The sequence below is a fragment of the Paracoccus sp. M683 genome, from assembly GCF_007096355.1.
In the GTDB taxonomy this organism is placed as follows: domain Bacteria; phylum Pseudomonadota; class Alphaproteobacteria; order Rhodobacterales; family Rhodobacteraceae; genus Paracoccus.
In genome coordinates, this window is sequence record NZ_VKDF01000004.1 from 510,500 (window position 1) to 528,568 (window position 18,069).

The following is an 18,069-nucleotide window of genomic DNA, read 5'->3' on the forward strand; positions in this document are numbered from 1 at the left end:
CCTGTCTCAGGGGCAGGGGCGGTTGGTCCAGCGATCAGGATTGGACACCCGCCAGCATTGATACCGGGTGCCATAGGCTGTGACGCTGGCGGCCTGGGTTTCCTTCGAGACGTTGAACTCGATGACATCCTGAACGCTGCGCGCGGCGTCATCCGACAGGTTCTCGCGCGTCATCACCACCGCGCCGCGCGGCAGGCCGATGATCTCGCCCGAATAGACGTTGATGGTTTCCTTGTAGTTGCCTTCAACCGGCTCGTTCGGCGGGTTTTGCAGCCTCGACTGGATGATCGCGGCGGCCTCGTCCAGCGATTCCTGCCCGGTCAGGCCGAACTGCGCCGCGTCTTGCAGGCTGTAATCATCGGCGGTCACCGCAGGCGCGTCGCCCCAGCCACCGCCGGCAGGGCGCAGCGTGGCCGAGACGCAGGCCGCAACCAGGGATGCGAGGGCGATGGGAATGACGATCTTCATCGGGCCTTCTTTCTGATAAGGTCGGGTCGCTGCCAGCCTCGGCGCGCAGCAGGTATGCGGCAAGGTCAGCGGTGCTTTACCCGCACCTTGTAGTCATTGGCCTTGGTGCGCGCGCTCCAGTCGACATCGGCGCTGGCGATTTCGGTGCCGTTCATGACGGCCATGCTGACGTCCTGAAAACGCAGCGCCTCGGCAAAGCCAAGGGCGCAGCACAGCATTGCATTCTGGACATTGGCGAAGGTCGTCGTGCCAGCCTTGGCATTGTAGAACGTCGTCAGCGCATTATCCAGATCATCAAGCGTCACGGTTTTCCCGCTATGTCGTGACCAACCCAGGCTGCCGTAATCGGTTTTGCCGTTGAACTGGGATGCAACGGCGCCGCTGCCATTATATTTAGATCCGGCAAACAGGAATAATTCACCGTCCTTGTTTCTGAATCCCTGAATGTAAAGATCACCGTATTGGATCATCAGCTTTACACGTCTGGCCAAAGAAAATCCGACCTCGACTTCCACGCAATTGGCAGCCCCTGCGGTGCGAGGGACAAGATCCCCGGTTGCGGCCTCTAAAGTCGCCAAGGTCCGATTGAGTGCGGTGATATTCGCAATATATTCGTTCTTGGTCATTAACGTTCTCCTCTTGCAAGGCAAAGCGGTTATGCCATGGCTAGCACCACCACGGGCTGATCTGCAATAGTTTGGTGCAATTCATGCGGCAGTAACTTCCCGTCGATGCAATATGAAATCTGACGAAATCTCTTTATATAGAATGGATGCGGAATTGGCGGGAAAATCGTCTTGCGACGTCGCTGCCGTCCGATCTGCAATGCGGGGCGGGGTGCATCAGCGGTTGGCGCAGTCAGTGCCACCCTTGTTCGTGGCGTCCGCGCGCGTTATCTGTGCTGCCTTGACGATACCCGAGGAAGTCCGATGCGCGCAGAAACCCAGGCCACCATTGACGCCATCCGCAAATCGCTGACCCTGCTGGGGCAGCGGATGGATTGGGACACCGCACCGCACCGCCTGGAAGAGATGAACGCCATGATCGAGGATGGCGATCTGTGGTCCGATCCCGAACGCGCGCAAAAGCTGATGCGCGAACGTCAGGCCCTGTCCGAGGCGGTCGAGACCTATCGCCGGATCAGCGCCGATCTGGATGCCAATGCCGAGATGGTTGAACTGGCCGGCGAGGAAGGCGATGCCGATCTGGTGGCCGAGGCCGAGACCAACCTGAAGGCGCTGGCCGCCGACGCCGCCCAGAAAGAGTTGGAGGCGCTGCTGAACGGCGAGGCCGATGGCAATGACACCTTCCTTGAAATCAACGCGGGCGCGGGCGGCACCGAAAGCTGTGACTGGGCCAGCATGCTGGCGCGGATGTATGTGCGTTGGGCCGAGAAGAAGGGCTATGACGTCGAGTTGATGAGCGAAAGCGCCGGCGAAGAGGCCGGCATCCGGTCGGCGGCCTACAAGATCAGCGGCCATAATGCCTATGGCTGGCTGAAATCGGAAAGCGGCGTGCACCGGCTGGTCCGCATCAGCCCCTATGACAGCGCGGCGCGGAGGCATACCTCGTTTTCATCGGTCTGGGTCTATCCGGTGGTGGACGACAATATCGAGATCACCATTCCCGATAACGAGATCCGCATCGACACCTATCGTTCGTCCGGGGCCGGTGGGCAGCACGTGAACACCACCGATTCGGCCGTGCGCATCACCCACCTGCCGACCGGGATTGTCGTGACCAGTTCGGAAAAATCGCAGCACCAGAACCGTGCGAACGCCATGGCTGCGCTGAAATCGCGGCTGTATCAGGCCGAGTTGGACCGCCGCAACGCCGCCATCAACGCCCAGCATGATGCCAAGGGCGATGCGGGCTGGGGCAACCAGATCCGGTCCTATGTGCTGCAACCCTATCAGATGGTGAAGGACCTGCGCACCGGCGAGGAAACCAGCGACACTCAGGGCGTTCTGGATGGTGATCTGGATGCCTTCATGGCCGCCACACTGGCGCTGGATGTCGCTGGAAAAAGCCGCGCCGAGGCCAATGCCGAGGACTAGGCCTGTCGTCGCGGCCTGATATGGCGGCAACGATGTGAATGGCCGGCTCTGCGTTCGGGTCGGGGTTTTCATTCCGCTGCCGGGCGGGCAGGATCGCGCGGCAATGACGGAGAGCAGATGATGCAGAAACGCCAGCTGGGTCGCGACGGCCCGCAGATCGGCGCCGTGGCGCTTGGCACGATGAACTTCGTGGGGGCCTATGCGCCGGGCGATCCCGACGAGGCGATGCGCTGCATGGCGCGCTGCGTCGATCTGGGGATGAACCATTTCGACACGTCGAATGTCTATGGCATGGGCAGGTCCGAGGAATTGTTGTCGCGCTTTCTGGCGGGGCGGCGCGATCAGGTCGTGCTGGCCAGCAAGGCGGGCATCACCCGTCAATCTGATCGGCCCTTCAACAATGAACCGGCCTATCTGGCGCAATGTCTTGATGAATCTTTGCAGCGGCTGAAGGTCGATCATCTGGATCTGTACTATATCCACCGGCGCGACCCCTCGGTTCCGGTCGAGGATGTCATCGGCCAGATGGCGCGGTTCCGCGAGCAGGGCAAGATCCGCGCGATCGGTCTGTCCGAGGTCTCGCCCGCAACGCTGGATCGCGCGGCGGCGGTAGCGCCCATTGCGGCGGTGCAGTCGGAATATTCGCTGTGGACGCGGCTGCCGGAGCTGGGGATGGTTCAGGCCTGCGCGCGGCATGGCGCCGCGCTGGTGGCGTTTTCGGCGCTTGGGCGCGGGATGCTGACCAAGACGCCGCCCGATCCGGCGGCGTTCGACAAGGGCGATCTGCGCCGAACCATGCCGCGTTTCGACGCCGTGAACTATCCGCGCAACCTGGCGCGGATCAGCCTGTTCGTCGACTATGCCCGCGAGACCGGTCGCAGCCCCGAGGCCCTGGCCATCGCCTGGTTGCTGAGCCGTGCCCCCCATGTGATCGCGCTGCCCGGTTCGCGCAGCGCGGCGCATATGGAGGCCAATGCTCGCGGCGCCGTGCTGGAGTTGACGGCCACCGATCTGACCGAGATCGAACGGATCCTGCCCGCCGGCTTCGCCCATGGTGCGCGTTACAGTCCCGAGCAGGCGCGCGGTCCCGAGGACTATTGCTGAAGAAAGAGGGGGGCTTTGCCCCCCGGTCGCAGGCGACCTCCCCCCAGGATATTTACATCAAAGCGAGGGCAGGGCGGTGATTTCAGGTTGGACGGCATCGGCCGGAACGCGTGGGGAATTGGATTGAAGACGAAACGGATCAACCTTGCCCTTCAGGGCGGTGGCGCGCATGGCGCCTTTGCCTGGGGGGTTCTGGATCGCCTGTTGGATGAGGACTGGCTGGTGATCGAGGGGGTCAGCGGCACCTCGGCCGGGGCCTTGAATGGCGCCGCGCTGAAGGCCGGGCTGGCGCTTGGCGGGGCGGCCGGGCGCAGGGCGGCCAAGCAGAACCTGACCTATCTGTGGAACCAGGTCAGCGATGTCAGCGATAACCGGGTCGTGCGCTGGATCAGCTCGGTCCTGCCGATGCCGCATGGCATGCAGCGCTGGACCGAGATGTTCACCCCCGCCGCCTGGCTGGAGAACCTGACCCGGATCATCAGCCCCTATGATTCCGGCCCGTTCTACAGCAACCCGCTGCGCCCGATCCTGACCGAGATGCCGCACCCGGTTTTCTGGTCGGACAAGGGGCCTCGGCTTTACGTGTCGGCCACCAATGTGCGGACCGGGCGGATCCGGGTTTTTGGCGGGCAGCAGTTGTCCGTTGCTGCGGTGACCGCCTCGGCCTGCCTGCCGACGCTGTTTCGCGCCGTCGAGATCGAGGATCCGGCGACCGGCAAAAGCGAGGCCTATTGGGATGGCGGCTATACCGGCAACCCGGCGCTGTTTCCGCTGTATGATGCGTCGCTGCCGCGTGACATCGTGATCGTCAACATCAATCCGATGATGCGCGACGCCATTCCGCGGACGCCCGCCGACATCCAGGACCGCATCAACGAGATCAGCTTCAACGCCTCGCTGATGAGCGAGTTGCGCGCGATCAATTTCGTTAAACGCCTTTATGCCGAGGAGCGGCTGCATGACCGCCCGATGAAGAATGTGCTGGTTCACATGATCATGGATGACGTGCTGATGAACGACCTGAATGCGCGGTCAAAGCTGATGCCGGCGCCGGGGATGTTGCACCGGATGAAACAGGCCGGGCAGGCCGCCGCCAGTGCCTTTCTGGACGATCATGCCGATGCGCTGAACCATCACGATTCGGTCGATTTGGCGGGGCTGTTCTCGGGTGTGATGGCCTTGCGCGCAGAGGGATAGACCAGGCCGGCAGAGATGATCAGCTTGGCCGCGTCCTCGATGCTCATGTCCAGGAATTCGACGTCATCTTCGGGCACATACAGCAGAAAACCCGAGGTCGGGTTGGGCGTGGTCGGCACAAAGACGGCCAGCAGGGGGCGTTCGCTGCCATGGGCGATCTCACCCTTGGCGGGGCCGGCGACAAATCCGATGCCCCACATGCCCTTGCGCGGATATTCGACCAGGCAGGCATGGTCAAAGCGGGATTCGTTCTGGGCGACGATGGTTTCGGCGATCTGCTTGACGCCGCCATAGACGCTGCGGACGATGGGCATGCGGTCGACCACCCTTTCGCCAAAGCGCAGCAGCGAGCGGCCCAGAAAGCCCTTGGCGATCCAGCCGATCAGCACGGTAAAGACGAAGAAGAAGATGACGCCCACGCCGCGCAGGTTGATGCCGATGTAATGTTCCGGCCGCCACCCTGCCGGCACCATCGGCAGCACCCAGCTGTCGATCCAGCCCATCAGCGTCCAGATCAGCCAGAAGGTCACTGCGATGGGCAGGATCACCACCAGCCCGGTCAGGAACGAGGCGCGCAGCCCCGCCATCAGCCCCGGCTTGCGGTGCGGCTGCGGTTGCAGGTTCAGCGGGTCGGGTCGTTTGCGTCTGGCCATGGCGCAAGGTTTCGGGGATGCCCGCCCCCTGCGTCAAGCGTGGCGGGCACCGGTCATCAAAATTTCATCAAACCGCCGGTTCTTCGGCCATGGCCACGGCGATCCGCGCGCCAAGTCGCGCATTGTTCAGCACCAGGGCGATGTTCGAGGCCAGCGAGCGGCCATTCGTCAGCTCGAAGATGCGGCCCAGCAGAAACGGCGTCACCGATTTGGCGGCGATGCCCTGGGTCGCGGCCTCGGCCAGCGCCTGTTCGATCACCGGATTGATGATCCCGGCCGCGATTTCGTCAGCCGCAGGGATCGGGTTGGCGACCAGTTGACCGCCGGGCAGGCCAAGGGTGGCGCGCATGGCGGCGGCGGCGGCAATCTGGGCCGGGCTGTCCATGCGCAGCGGCGCGGCCAGACCGGAATCGCGCGACCAGAAGGCCGGGAAGGCGTCTTGCCCATAGGCGATGACGGGAACGCCCAGTGTTTCCAGCACCTCCAGCGTTTTGGGCAGGTCCAGGATGGCTTTGGCCCCGGCGGCGATCACCGTCACCGGGCTGTGGGCCAGTTCCTGCAAGTCGGCGCTGATGTCAAAGCTGGTCTCGGCCCCGCGATGCACCCCGCCGATGCCGCCGGTGGCAAAGACCCGGATGCCGGCCAGCGCGGCGCAGATCATCGTTGCGGCCACGGTGGTGGCGCCGGTGCGGCCATTGGCGACGCAGACGGCCAGATCGGCGCGGGACAGCTTCATCACCTGCGCCGGATCGGTCTGGGCCAGCGCCTGCAAAGCCGCATCGTCCAGGCCGATATGGATCTGCCCGCCCATGACGGCGATCGTGGCGGGCGTGGCGCCGTTTTCGCGGATCGTGGCCTCGACATTGCGCGCCATGTCCAGGTTTTGGGGAAAGGGCATCCCATGGGTGATGATCGTCGATTCCAACGCCACGACCGGATGGCCCGCATCCAGTGCTGCGCGAACCTCGGGCGAGAAGGTGAGGGGGGCGGTGGTCATGATGCGGCTCCGTTTGCGTTTGCCGGCTGGTCGCATGACCGGCATCGTCTGGCAAGGGCTTCAGACGCCGCGTTCATTGCCCCAGACCAGCACATGCAGCTGCGGCAGCACGCGGGCGGTGAACCAGCCATCGTCGGTCACCTTGCCGATCAGCCAGCGCAGGCGCGCGGTGGCGGCGGCCAGATCGACCGGCTGGTCGGGATCGACCTGGGGATTGCCGGGTTGCAGATAAAGCGGAAGGTCCGGGTGCCGCGCCGCTGCCGCCCTTGCCCATGTGTAATCGGCCTCGTCGAAGATCACGATCTTCATGATCGCCCGCGCGCCGTCCGCCGCCCTGAGGCAATCCGCGAAGGCATCCCAATCGACGGTTTCACCGCTTGAGGGCGGTTTGGGGCTGAGGACAAGCATGTCAAGCGCCGCGAACCAAGGCCTTGCCACGGACCCTTGGGTTTCGCAGGCAAAGCCATATCCCCGCGCCCGACCCAGCCCGATCACCGGCGCAAAATCCTGAATGGCCGGATTGCCGCCCGAGATCGACACCGTCAGGGGGCGCCCGCCCGACAGCGCCTCGACCCGGTCCCAGATCGCCGCGGGGCTCATCGGTGCCCAGGTGGCGCGAAAGGCGCTGTCCACGGCGTGCATCGAGTCGCACCAGGAACAGCGATAGTCGCAGCCGCCTGCGCGGATGAATACGGTCGGCTGGCCAATCAGTGCGCCTTCGCCCTGCACGGTCGGGCCAAAGATTTCGGCGATGCGCAGGGTCGTCACGGCCGGTATTCCGCCCAGGTCTTTGGGGTTTCCGAAACGCGGATGGCGGCCGTTTCGGGCCAGCGGGCGTGGCACCAGTCAAAGAAATGCCGGGCGAGGTTTTCGGCGGTCGACGGGCCGGCCAACACGTCATTCAGGTGCCGGTGGTCAAAATGATCGTCGATATAGGCCTTCAGCGCCGACAATTCGTGATAGTCCCGCACAAAGCCATCGGCGTTCAGATCGCTGGCGGCCAGTTCCACGACCACCACATAGTTATGGCCATGCAGCCGCGCGCATTGGTGATCCTCGGGCAGGTGATCCAGCCGGTGTGAGGCCGAGAAGTGAAATTCCTTGCTGATCCGATACATCAGGCCTGCGCCTTTGCCGCGATGGCCTGACGCCAGAAATCCGGGTCTGCATATTCGGTCGGGTCGGGGATGCCGGCCAGGTCGAAGGCCTCGCGCCGCTCGACGCAGGTGCCGCAGCGGCCGCAATGCTGCGCGCCGCCCTTGTAGCAGGACCAGGTCAGGGCAAAGGGCGTGGCCACGGCAGCGCCTGCCCGCACGATCTCGGCCTTGCTTTGCCGCACGAAGGGGGTCAGCAGCGCCACTTCGGCATATCCGTCCAGTGCCGCGCGCTGCATGCGGTCGAAGGCCTCGGTAAAGCCGGGGCGGCAATCGGGATAGATGAAATGGTCGCCGCCATGCACGGCGGCGGCCACGGCGCCGTCGCCCTGCGCGGCGGCGATGCCATAGGCGATGGTCAGCATGATCGCATTGCGGTTCGGCACCACGGTGATGCGCATCGTATCCTCGGCGTAATGGCCGTCGGGCACGTCCAGATCGTCGGTCAGCGCCGACCCCGTCAGCGCCGCCCCAATGCCGCGCATGTCGATGATATGATGGGGCACGGCCAGCCTGCGGGCGCAATGCGCGGCGAAATCCAGTTCCTTGCGGTGGCGCTGGCCATAATCGAAGGAGACCAGCCGGCTTAGCGCGCCGTCAGCGGCGGTGATATGGGCCAGCGATACGGAATCCAGTCCGCCAGAGCAGACGACGAGGGTTTTCATGATGTCAGTCCTTGTTTTGATGACCGGGTAGGCTGCGACCGGTATGGGCGGGGCTGATAGGCCCCATGCGCGGGAAAGGCAATCGCGTGTTGGTGTCAGGGCAGGTCCTTGCCGGCCACATGCGCCGCAGCCGCCTGGGTCGCGGCCTGCAAGGCGGTCTCGCGGTCGGCGCCGGTCTGTTCGGCCACCAGATGCGCGGCCAGAAAGCAATCGCCCGCGCCGGTGATCCGGGCGATGCGGACGGCGGGGGGCGTGGCGGTCAGGGTGGGCTGGCCCGCCATGGCATCGGCGACCCGCTCGCCGCCATCGGTGACGATGACGCGGCGCGCGCCACGGGCCACCACGGCCTCGGCCGCGGTGACGGCATCGGCGCAGGGGATGCCGGCGATGATCTCGCCCTCCAGCCGGTTCAGATAGAAGCAGCCGCGCCCGGTGGCGATCAGCGGGGTCAGACGCTCGGCCTTGCCGGGGCTGGCGGGCACGACGCGCAGATCGGCGCGGGCCAGGCGCGGGTCGGCGGCAATGCGGGCCAGCAGGCGTTCCGTCAGGTTGCCGTCCAGCACCACCGGCCCGGCCCAGCCCGCAAGCGTGCCATCCAAAGGTGTCAGGATCCGCTCGCCCGCGGCCTCAAGCGAATGGGCGTCGGCAATGGCGGCGACCAGGCCGGCATTGTCCTCGACGGCCATATAGCAGTCGGTCGGCAGCTCGGGATCGCGCAGAAGATGATCGGTCATCACGCCAAGGCGGATGCTTTGGGCCACCAGTGCATCGCCCTCGGGTTCGGTGCCGACGGCGGACAGGACGGCAGGCCGCAGCCCCCGCCGGGCCAGAGCCACGGCCACGTTCAGCGCAACGCCGCCGGGAATATGGGCGATGCGGCCCGGCACATCATGGCCGGCCCGCATGGCGCGCGGCGCCCGGCCGATCACGTCCCACAGCATCGCCCCGATGCACAGGATGTCAGGCTGGTTGGTCATCATCATCACCCTTGTTGTTCCAATCGGACATCTCGGCCTGAAGGAAGCGTTCGAAATCGTCCAGGTCCACCGGATCGAACTGCCCGAAGCCCTGCATCCAGACCGAGGCCGCCCGCATGCCCGCCGGCTCCAGCTTGCACCAGGTGATCCGGCCGCGGCGTTCCTGCCGGATCAGACCGGCGGCGGCAAGCGTGGCGAGGTGTTTCGAGATGGCGGCAAGGCTCATTTGAAAGGGTTCCGCCACGTCGCTGACGGCCATGTCATCTTCCAGCAGCATCGACAGCACCCGCCGCCGTGTCGGATCGGCGAGGGCGGCGAAAATCTGGTCGAGGCGGTCGTTTTCAAGGGTCATGGCAGCGATGATAGTCAACCGGGCGGTTGAATATCGCCGGGGCCGCCGGCGATTGCAAGCCGCAGTCTCCGATATGGCGCTTTTCATAATGTGCCATGATTTCAATGTATTGAATGATTTGCCGGACTGCTTGACTCGGGGCTGTGCAGCCCCTATCACCCCCCTCAACCTGTAACGGGGGCGTGAGACATGGCCGAGGGGCCCTTGAGTGATGCGGAAAGGGCGGAAGATGCGGCCCGGTTGCGCGATCTTGAGACGCGGCTGTCACGCCTGACCAAGACCGATGACGGGCCAAAGCCAATGGCTTCCCATGATCAGGCGCATCTGGCCTGGCGTATGGTGATCGAGCTGGTGGCGGGGCTGGGAATCGGTTTCGGGGTCGGTTTCGGGTTGGACAAGCTGTTCGGCACCACGCCGTTCCTGCTGGTCATATTCTTATTTCTCGGCCTCGCGGCCGGCGTCAAAACCATGATGCGCACCGCGGCCGAATTGCAGCGAAAGTCGGGCAGCGCGCCCGGCACGGGTAATCCGCCGGCCGATCTGGCCGATGACGACGAGGACGAAAGGGACTGACTGTGGCGACGGAAGCAGAAGGCACGGGCCTGGAATTCCACCCGATGAATCAGTTCATCGTCAAGCCGCTGTTCGGCGACGGTCCGGTCCAGTGGTATACGCCGACGAACGTGACCCTGTGGATGGGCATCATCCTGCTTTGCGTGGTCGGGTTGTTCGTATTCGGCACCCGCGGCCGCGCGATCGTGCCGAACCGCGTGCAGTCCATCGCCGAACTGGGCTATGGCATGGTTCACAAGATGGTCGAGGACGTGACCGGCAAGGACGGGCTGAAATACTTCCCGTATATCATGTGCCTGTTCCTGTTCATCGCGTTTGCCAACATGCTGGGTCTGCTGCCCAAGGCCTTTACCGTCACCTCGCATATCGCCGTGACCGGCGTTCTGGCGCTGGCCGTATTCATCAGCGTGACCGTGATCGGTTTCGTCAAGAACGGCACCCATTTTCTGGGGCTGTTCTGGGTCACTTCGGCGCCGCTGGCGCTGCGCCCGATCCTGGCCATCATCGAGGTGATCAGCTATTTCGTGCGCCCCGTCAGCCACTCGATCCGACTTGCCGGCAACCTGATGGCCGGTCACGCCGTGATCAAGGTTTTCGCCGGTTTCGCCGCCATCGCGCTGGTTTCGCCGCTGTCGATCGCTGCCGTGGTCGCCATGTATGGGCTTGAGGTGCTGGTCGCCTTTATCCAGGCCTATGTCTTTACCATCCTGACCTGCGTCTATCTGAAGGACGCGCTGCATCCGGGCCACTAAGGCCCGCCCGCAGCCGGGATTTCAACCAATTCACCATTCCAACCGCAAGGAGAGACACTCATGGAAGGGAATATCGCAGAACTGGGTCAATACATCGGTGCCGGTCTGGCCGCTATCGGTTCGGGCGCTGCTGCCATCGGTGTGGGCCACGTCGCCGGCAACTTCCTGTCGGGCGCGCTGCGCAACCCGTCGGCCGCCGCTGGCCAGACCGCGACGCTGTTCATCGGCATCGCCTTCGCGGAAGCTCTGGGGATCTTCGCGTTCCTCGTCGCGCTTCTGCTGATGTTCGCGGTCTGATCCAGCCCCATCCTTGCGGCGGGGTGGGGGCGCGGATGCGCAACCACCCCTTCGTGACCTGAAAGGCCAAGGGGATAGGACATGTTCAGCCTGTTGCAAGAGGCCGCCACAACTGCGGTCGAACATAGCGAGGAAGTCGCCGAGCACGGGGCCGAGGCCGCCGGGCAAGCTGTCGACGCAGCTGCGCATGGGGCGGAAGCCGCCTCGGGTGCGGGCATGCCGCAGCTGGATTTCAGCACCTTCCCGAACCAGATCTTCTGGCTCGTGGTCACGATGCTGGTCCTGTACTGGGTGCTGTCGCGCGTGGCGCTGCCGCGCATTGCCGCCGTTCTGTCGGATCGCCAGGGCGCGATCACCGGCGATCTGATGGCGGCCGAGGAATTCAAGCAGAAGGCCAAGGATGCCGAGGCCGCCTATGACGCGGCACTGGCCGAGGCCCGCAGCGAGGCGCAGAAGATCGTCGCCGCCAACCGCGCCGAGATCCAGAAACAGCTGGATGCCGCGATTGCCGATGCCGATGCCGAGATTGCCGCCCGCACGGTGGAATCGGAAAAGCGCATTGGCGAGATCCGTGCATCGGCGCTGGCCGATTCTCAGTCGGTGGCACGCGATGTCACGGCCGAGCTGGTGCGCGTCTTTGGTGGCAATGCCGACCAGGGGCAGATCGACGGGGCCGTCGACAGCCGGCTGAAAGGGGTTCAGCAATGAAGAAACTGACCGCATTCGCGCTGGCTTTGTCGGCCAGCCCGGCTTTTGCCGCTTCGGGTTCGTTCTTTTCGCTGCGGAACACCGATTTCATCGTCACCATCGCCTTTCTGGTTTTCGTCGGCATCCTGATCTATTTCAAGATCCCCTCGATCATCGGCGGCATGCTGGACAAGCGGGCCGAAGGCATCCGTGCCGATCTGGACGAGGCCCGTCGCCTGCGCGAAGAGGCGCAGGAGATCTATGCCAGCTATGAGCGGCGCCAGCGCGAGGTGAAAACCCAGGCGGATGAGATCGTGGCCAATGCCAAGCGCGAAGCCGAAGGCCAAGCCGCCAAGGCGCGCGAGGATCTGAAACTGTCGATCGCCCGCCGGCTGAAGGCCGCCGAGGACCAGATCGCCGGCGCAGAAAGCGATGCGGTGCGTGCCGTGCGCGACCGCGCCGTTCAGGCCGCCGTGGCTGCCGCTTCGGAAATTCTGGGCAAGCAGGTCGCATCGGGCCAGCGCTCTGCCGGTATCGACGACGCCATCGACGAAGTGGCGCGTCGGCTGAACTGAGCCGTCAGAAAAGACAGAACAGGACAGTGAACTGACCCCGGCCCGCAATGGCCGGGGTTTTCCATTGCCGGTCTGCGCCGGGCGGTGCCTAGCTGTGTTCTTCGGCCGCTGCCTCGGTCAGGGCCTGGTTCAGCGCCCGCAACGCATCGACATGGTAGATGACGCCGACGATCTCTGGCTCGGGCAGCTCGGCCGGATCGGTTCCGGGCTGAGCTTCCTTTGGCGGGCGGATCACCGGCAGGAAGGCGGCGCCGGTTCGTTCGAACTCGGCCAGCGCCTGAAACAGCCGCATCCCTTCGGTCAGCGCCCGCCCCGAGGCGACGATATTGCGGATCAGGTCCACGGGCGGGCTGTTATCCGCGTCCAGGGGACGCAGGATGGTGCTGATGCGCATCTTCTGAGGCAGCCAGACCTGTGGCCCCTCGGCGATGCGGACGCCGCGATTTTCAAGCTGGGTCAGGAAGAAGGACCGATGCACCAGCCGCGAGGCCAGGGCCGAGGACAGCGACACCGCCGTCATCACCGCGATCCCGGTCTGCCAGTCGCCGGTCATCTCGAACACGATCAGCGCGGTCGAGATCGGCGCCCCCAGCACCGCCGCCGCCACTGCGCCCATGCCCGCCAGCGCATACAGCGTTTCCGCGCCAGACAGATCGGGCAGGAAATTCGTGGCGACGATGCCGAAGGCCAGCCCGGTCAGCGCGCCCATGACCAGCGAGGGCGAAAAGATCCCGCCGCCCATGCGCCCGCCAAGGGTGATGGCGACGGCCGCGGCCTTGACGGCGGCAAAGGTCATCGCCTCGACCAGGCCGATACGGCCGGTCAGCGCGGCCGATGTGGTTTCATAGCCGACGCCGATGATATGGGGGAAGGGGATGGCGATCAGTCCCAGAACCGCGCCGGCGATGGTGGGCCGCAGCCAGCGCGGCCAGCCGGTCCGCCCCATGACATGCGCGGCGAAATCATCGGCGCTGAACACCGCCTTCATCAGCGCGGCGGCGACCAGCGCGCAAAGCAGGCCCAGCAGCATGAATGCCGGCAGCTCGATATAGAAAGCCAGATCGCTGCCGGTGGGCAGGTCGAATTCGGTGACATTGCCAAATTCCAGCCGGTTGATGACGGTGCCGGCGACTGCCGCAATGGCGATGGGGGCAAAGGCATGCAAGGCAAAATGGCGCAGCACGACCTCGTGCGCGAACAGCGCGCCGGCGATGGGGGCGTTGAAGCTGGCCGCGACCGCGCCTGCCACCGCGCATCCCAACAGGTCGCGGCCCGTCATCGGGCTGGCCTTGATTCGGTTGGCCACCATGGTCGAGATGACACCGGCCAGATGCACCACCGGCCCCTCGCGCCCGGAACTGCCCCCGGTGCCAAGCGTGATCAGCGAGGCGGCGGCCGAGGCCAGCCCCTCTTTCACCTCGACCCGTCCGCCATCCAGCGCGGCGCCCTCGATCACGTCCGACACCGCGCGGCAGCGCCCGTCAGGGGTGAAACGGTCAAGGATCACGCCGACGACAAAGCCGCCGATGATCGGCACGACCAGCACCCAATACCAGGGCAGATGCGCGCCGGCGCTGGCCAGGGTCAGATCATCGGCGCCATAGATGGCGCGTTGCAGCGCGCTGATCCCCAGGCGAAAACCAAGTGCGGCAAAGCCCGCGCCGATCCCGATCAGCAGCGCCAGCAGCCAGAACTGGATATTGGTGGGGCCGCGATCGCGCATCACCTGCATCGCATGGGCGCAACGCCCCTTGGCATAGCGCCACCCCTTGCCGATCCAGCCCAGCCTTTCAAAGATCATGCCGCCATCCCCTTGATGGCACCAGCGAATCACAAATCGCCGTTCGGGTCCAGCATGCTTGGCAGGCTGGCTTGCAGCCGCGCCATCCCGCCGGGCCGCCAGCCAAGCGCCAGCAGCCGGGCGCAATCGGGAACGCGCAGCGTGGTGGCATCGGCACGCATGGGCAGGGGGTGGCTGCTGCCAGTCAGCCGGGCCAGTTCAGCCAGCAGATCACGACGGTCAAGGACCAGGTCGCTGACATTCAGCGTGGCAGGCGCATCGGGCCGCAGGGCCAGCATCACGGCGGCCGACAGGTCGGCCACATGCACTTCGGTCGCGACGCGTGGGGGGATGGGGCGGCCGGCAAGGTAATCGGCAAACAGCCCGCGCCACTTATGCGCCCGGCCCGGCCCATAGACACCCGTTGCGCGCAGCGAAGTTCCGGCAAGGGGCAGGGCGGCCAGCGTGGCCTCGGCTTCGGCCTTGACCTGGCCGTAAAGCGTTGTCGGGTTGGCCGGCAGGTCGTCGGCCAGACGCATGGCCGGCGGGTGGCCATCATGCACCGCGCGCGATGACAGGAACACCACGCGCCCGACACCGGCATCCGCGGCCGCCCGGAACAGCTTTGCCGTGCCGTTCACGTTCAACTGGCGAAAGCCCTGCGGATCATCGCCCTCGCCCCCGCGATAGCGCCCGGGGACATGGGCAAAGGCGGCATGGATCAGCGCATCATGGCCCGCAAGATCCGGGCTGTCGCCAAGCCGATAGCCCGGCAGCCGGTTCAACTTGTGCCCGGACCGTGTGATCGTCTCGGCGATGAAACTGCCAAGAATGCCGGTGGCGCCGGTCAGTGCGATTTTCATCGTGCCGGCGGAAATGTCGTGCGGCGGTTCACGCGGCGGGGCGGCGCTGACTGGCCAGATCGGGCACTGGGCCGCCGGCGGCGATCTGGCGCCACAGCTCGATCAGGGGGCCGAGTTCCTGGGCCTTGGCGTGGTCGTCCCAAGGCTTTTCATATTGATAATGCAGCACGTGAATATCGTCCCAGTTCCACAGCTGCGGCATGTTGATCCAGACATATTGCAGCAGGTTGTACTGGATCGGCAGCCCATACCAATCGGGGAAATAATCTTGCAGGAATGTCTGGTCGGTGCGGGGCCAGAACATGCCGGGCCGGTCCAGCCGTGCCAGCATGCGGCGAAAGGTTTCCGGGTCGGGGCGGGCGGTGAACACGCCCGAGTTCATGCGGTGAAAGCCGTCCAGCCCCTCATAGACATTGGGGGCGGCGCAAAATTCGGGAAAGTCGAACAGCTTGTCGATGGGGCGCAGCACGATCGCATCGGCGTCGATAAAGACGCAGCGCGCATAGTCAAGCTGCCACAGTCGAAGCTTGACGAAATTGTCCAGTGGCGTGTGGAAATCGGGCTTGGTGCCGCGGGTAAAGGCCGCACGGGCATGCAGCGCATCGCGGGCATGGGTCATGTCGAACCCCTGGCTGGTCGGCAGCAGATCGGCCTCGATCAGGCGGGCGCCAAGGGCGCGCAGCCTGGCCAGACCCTCGGCCGGCAGATGGCGGTGCATCACGGCGATATCGGCACCCGTTCCCGACAGGCGCAGCGATCTGACCAGCGCCTCGGCGCCGGGCAGGTAATCGGCATTGGTGACCAGGGTGACAAAGGCCCGTTCGGCCCTTGCCGGCAACTCGGCTCGCAACCCCGGCGCGATGCGATAGCCGCTGCGCCGTTCGGTCGGATGCGAGAACTGGCTAATGCGTTCAGATGTCATTTCCGACCAATCCTTTGCCTCACCGGCCTGAAACGAGCCTGACCGGAAGCTAGTTCCCGCAGATGACGCCCCGATGACGCTTGTGTGGCGGAATTATGTCAGCGGGTTGGGTGCTTTCCCAGCCCCGCCGGGCCGGATAAGCTGTTATCCACCTATCAGAGGTTGTGCCATGGCTATCCCCGAATCCCTGCTGTCCGAACTGTCATCCCTGCTGGACCAGCGCCTGTCGCTTGGCCAGGCCGACCGTGATCATCACGGCGCGTCCGAAAGCTATCATCAGGCGCCGCCGCCCGATGCGGTGGCATGGCCCGAAACCACGGCCGAGGTCTCGGCCATCCTGCGGCTGTGCAATGCGCATCGGGTGCCGGTGATCGGTTGGGGCACGGGCACCTCGCTGGAAGGGCATGCGCTGGCGGTTCAGGGTGGGCTGACACTGGACATGAGCCGGATGAACAAGGTGCTGGAGGTCAGGGCAGGCGATATGCAGGCCACCATCCAGCCCGGCCTGACGCGGGAAGAGCTGAACACCGAATTGCGGGCCACGGGGCTGTTCTTTCCGGTCGATCCCGGCGCCAATGCCAGCCTTGGCGGCATGGCCGCGACGCGGGCCAGCGGCACCACGGCGGTGCGCTATGGCACCATGCGCGACAACGTTCTGGCGCTAGAGGTGGTTCTGGCGGACGGCCGTATCATCCGCACCGGCACGCGGGCGGCCAAAAGCAGCGCCGGCTATGACCTGACGGCGCTGATCGTCGGGTCCGAGGGCACGCTGGGGATCATCACCGAGCTGACGCTGCGCCTGCATGGCCAGCCTGAAAAGATCGCGGCCGCCATCTGCGCCTTTCCGACCCTGGACGGCGCGGTCGAATGCGTCACCGCGACGATCCAGTCGGGCATTCCCATGGCCCGGATCGAGTTCATCGACGAGGTCTCGGTCCGTGCCTTCAACGGTTACGCCGGGCGTAACATGACCGAAAAGCCGCATCTGATGATCGAATTCCACGGCAGCGAGGAATCGGTCGCCAGCGATGCCCAACGCTTTGGCGAACTGGTCAACGATTTCGGCGGCGAGGGTTTCGAATGGGCCGCCACGGCCGAGGATCGAAATGCCCTGTGGAAGATGCGCCATCAGGCCTTCCCGGCGCAACTGTCGGTGCGGCCGGGCAGCACGGCGGTGGTCACCGATATCTGCGTGCCCATGTCGGAGCTGCCCGGCGCTGTTGCCGCCGCCCATGCCGATATTGCCGCCGATGGCATGGTCGGGCCGATCCTTGGCCATGTGGGGGACGGCAATTTCCATTCCGCCCTGCTGGTCGAGCCGGGCAATGAAGAGGAACTGAAACGCGCCAAGGCGCTGGCCCGGCGCATGGCGGAACGCGCGCTGGCCGTGGGCGGGACGATCAGCGGCGAACATGGTGTGGGCATCGGCAAGCGCGGGCTGATGGCCGAGCAGCATGGCGAAGCCTGGGCGGTGATGGGCGTGATCAAGGCGGCGCTGGACCCCAACAACATCCTCAACCCCGGCAAGCTGGTGCCGGACCGGAACTAAAGGCGCCTTTTCAGCTGGCGATGTTGTGGTATGCTCGCTTCAGTCGATCATCTGTGAAGGGTTGTCGACATGCTGCCAAAATACCATCTGGCCGCCGCCATCATCATCTCTGCATCGCCCGTATTCGCTCAGACGGCTGAACCCGATCCAATGAATCTGCCCGCCGTTGTAGATTGGATCCTGGAGACCAATGCTTGCAGTGCAAGCGAGAGCCAGATTTATGAGGCGATCGTTGAAAGAACGGATATGTCTACCGCGCAGGCCTATTTCAGAATCTGGACGGAAGGACCTGACTTTTCAAAGAAATATCGTTCTGACCGGAACGCTGATGGAAGCTTTTCGTATACGTTGCTGACGGGTCAGACCTGCGGCACTTAGAGTCCAGCGTGATTCCAAACTGACGCACTCGTGACCAACGCGGCACGGTGACTTTCCCTCACGCTTTTG

At 64.8% G+C, this 18,069-nt stretch carries 22 protein-coding genes; 10 read left to right on the forward strand and 12 right to left on the reverse strand.

Going from position 1 to position 18,069, the window contains the following annotated elements; translation table 11 throughout:
- Positions 1-6: 6 nt before the first annotated feature.
- Positions 7-468, reverse strand: a complete 462-nt coding sequence (locus tag FNJ84_RS09250) for a hypothetical protein (RefSeq protein ID WP_143792813.1) — start codon at positions 466-468, stop codon at positions 7-9.
- A 65-nt stretch (positions 469-533) separates the two neighbouring features.
- Positions 534-1,094, reverse strand: a complete 561-nt coding sequence (locus FNJ84_RS09255) for a ribosome-inactivating family protein (protein ID WP_143792814.1) — start codon at positions 1,092-1,094, stop codon at positions 534-536.
- Between the two features lie 303 nt (positions 1,095-1,397).
- On the opposite strand from FNJ84_RS09255, the gene prfB reads away from it, so the two are divergent.
- From prfB to FNJ84_RS09270, 3 genes are all read left to right on the forward strand, one after another.
- Positions 1,398-2,525: a peptide chain release factor 2 gene (gene prfB, locus FNJ84_RS09260; protein WP_143792815.1), complete on the forward strand. Its 1,128-nt coding sequence runs from the start codon at positions 1,398-1,400 to the stop codon at positions 2,523-2,525.
- 117 nt (positions 2,526-2,642) lie between these two features.
- Positions 2,643-3,629 carry an aldo/keto reductase gene (locus FNJ84_RS09265; RefSeq protein WP_255471124.1) on the forward strand — a complete coding sequence of 329 codons (987 nt, stop codon included), beginning with the start codon at positions 2,643-2,645 and terminating at the stop codon, positions 3,627-3,629.
- 123 nt (positions 3,630-3,752) lie between these two features.
- Positions 3,753-4,826 (forward strand): patatin-like phospholipase family protein, encoded by a 1,074-nt coding sequence (locus FNJ84_RS09270; RefSeq protein ID WP_143792816.1) that lies wholly within the window; start codon positions 3,753-3,755, stop codon positions 4,824-4,826.
- On the opposite strand, the gene FNJ84_RS09275 is transcribed toward FNJ84_RS09270, so the two are convergent.
- From FNJ84_RS09275 to FNJ84_RS09305, 7 genes are all read right to left on the reverse strand, one after another.
- Positions 4,763-5,479 carry a DUF502 domain-containing protein gene (locus FNJ84_RS09275; RefSeq protein WP_143792817.1) on the reverse strand — a complete coding sequence of 239 codons (717 nt, stop codon included), beginning with the start codon at positions 5,477-5,479 and terminating at the stop codon, positions 4,763-4,765. The genes FNJ84_RS09270 and FNJ84_RS09275 overlap by 64 nt on opposite strands.
- Before the next feature lie 67 nt (positions 5,480-5,546).
- Positions 5,547-6,476, reverse strand: a complete 930-nt coding sequence (locus tag FNJ84_RS09280) for a pseudouridine-5'-phosphate glycosidase (RefSeq protein WP_143792818.1) — start codon at positions 6,474-6,476, stop codon at positions 5,547-5,549.
- Between the two features lie 60 nt (positions 6,477-6,536).
- On the reverse strand, positions 6,537-7,244 hold the full coding sequence (gene queE / locus FNJ84_RS09285) for a 7-carboxy-7-deazaguanine synthase QueE (RefSeq protein ID WP_143792819.1): 708 nt from the start codon (positions 7,242-7,244) through the stop codon (positions 6,537-6,539).
- Positions 7,241-7,594, reverse strand: a complete 354-nt coding sequence (queD, locus tag FNJ84_RS09290; protein ID WP_143792820.1) for a 6-carboxytetrahydropterin synthase QueD — start codon at positions 7,592-7,594, stop codon at positions 7,241-7,243. Before queD ends, queE begins: the two co-directional genes overlap by 4 nt.
- Positions 7,594-8,295, reverse strand: a complete 702-nt coding sequence (gene queC, locus FNJ84_RS09295) for a 7-cyano-7-deazaguanine synthase QueC (protein WP_143792821.1) — start codon at positions 8,293-8,295, stop codon at positions 7,594-7,596. The genes queD and queC overlap by 1 nt, the downstream gene beginning before the upstream one ends.
- Before the next feature lie 95 nt (positions 8,296-8,390).
- A complete protein-coding gene (locus tag FNJ84_RS09300; protein ID WP_143792822.1) occupies positions 8,391-9,272 on the reverse strand; it encodes a PfkB family carbohydrate kinase in 882 nt (293 codons plus the stop codon).
- Positions 9,256-9,624, reverse strand: coding sequence for a helix-turn-helix transcriptional regulator (locus FNJ84_RS09305; protein ID WP_143792823.1), 369 nt, complete (start codon positions 9,622-9,624; stop codon positions 9,256-9,258). Before FNJ84_RS09305 ends, FNJ84_RS09300 begins: the two co-directional genes overlap by 17 nt.
- Positions 9,625-9,828: 204 nt before the next feature.
- Between FNJ84_RS09305 and FNJ84_RS09310 the strand changes: the two genes are divergently transcribed.
- The 5 genes from FNJ84_RS09310 to FNJ84_RS09330 all read left to right on the forward strand — a co-directional run bounded on the left by FNJ84_RS09310 (position 9,829) and on the right by FNJ84_RS09330 (position 12,508).
- Positions 9,829-10,197, forward strand: a complete 369-nt coding sequence (locus FNJ84_RS09310; protein WP_143793045.1) for an AtpZ/AtpI family protein — start codon at positions 9,829-9,831, stop codon at positions 10,195-10,197.
- 2 nt (positions 10,198-10,199) lie between these two features.
- Complete coding sequence (locus FNJ84_RS09315) at positions 10,200-10,949, forward strand: F0F1 ATP synthase subunit A (RefSeq protein ID WP_255471126.1); 750 nt, start codon at positions 10,200-10,202, stop codon at positions 10,947-10,949.
- Positions 10,950-11,009: 60 nt separating this feature from the next.
- On the forward strand, positions 11,010-11,246 hold the full coding sequence (locus FNJ84_RS09320; RefSeq protein WP_143792824.1) for a F0F1 ATP synthase subunit C: 237 nt from the start codon (positions 11,010-11,012) through the stop codon (positions 11,244-11,246).
- Between the two features lie 81 nt (positions 11,247-11,327).
- On the forward strand, positions 11,328-11,954 hold the full coding sequence (locus FNJ84_RS09325) for a F0F1 ATP synthase subunit B' (protein WP_143792825.1): 627 nt from the start codon (positions 11,328-11,330) through the stop codon (positions 11,952-11,954).
- Positions 11,951-12,508, forward strand: a complete 558-nt coding sequence (locus FNJ84_RS09330; RefSeq protein ID WP_143792826.1) for a F0F1 ATP synthase subunit B — start codon at positions 11,951-11,953, stop codon at positions 12,506-12,508. The genes FNJ84_RS09325 and FNJ84_RS09330 overlap by 4 nt, the downstream gene beginning before the upstream one ends.
- A gap of 88 nt (positions 12,509-12,596) precedes the next feature.
- Here the strand turns inward: FNJ84_RS09330 and FNJ84_RS09335 are convergent, their stop codons facing one another.
- Genes FNJ84_RS09335 through FNJ84_RS09345 form a run of 3 tightly spaced genes read right to left on the reverse strand, consistent with a single transcriptional unit; the run spans position 12,597 to position 16,073 of the window.
- A complete protein-coding gene (locus FNJ84_RS09335; protein ID WP_143792827.1) occupies positions 12,597-14,309 on the reverse strand; it encodes a chloride channel protein in 1,713 nt (570 codons plus the stop codon).
- Between the two features lie 29 nt (positions 14,310-14,338).
- Positions 14,339-15,151, reverse strand: a complete 813-nt coding sequence (locus FNJ84_RS09340) for an NAD(P)-dependent oxidoreductase (RefSeq protein ID WP_143792828.1) — start codon at positions 15,149-15,151, stop codon at positions 14,339-14,341.
- A gap of 28 nt (positions 15,152-15,179) precedes the next feature.
- Entirely contained in the window at positions 15,180-16,073 is an 894-nt protein-coding gene (locus FNJ84_RS09345; protein WP_143792829.1) for a glycosyltransferase family 8 protein, read from the reverse strand.
- Between the two features lie 169 nt (positions 16,074-16,242).
- On the opposite strand from FNJ84_RS09345, the gene FNJ84_RS09350 reads away from it, so the two are divergent.
- On the forward strand, positions 16,243-17,622 hold the full coding sequence (locus FNJ84_RS09350; protein WP_143792830.1) for an FAD-binding oxidoreductase: 1,380 nt from the start codon (positions 16,243-16,245) through the stop codon (positions 17,620-17,622).
- Between the two features lie 69 nt (positions 17,623-17,691).
- On the forward strand, positions 17,692-18,000 hold the full coding sequence (locus FNJ84_RS09355; protein WP_143792831.1) for a hypothetical protein: 309 nt from the start codon (positions 17,692-17,694) through the stop codon (positions 17,998-18,000).
- Positions 18,001-18,069: the final 69 nt, after the last annotated feature.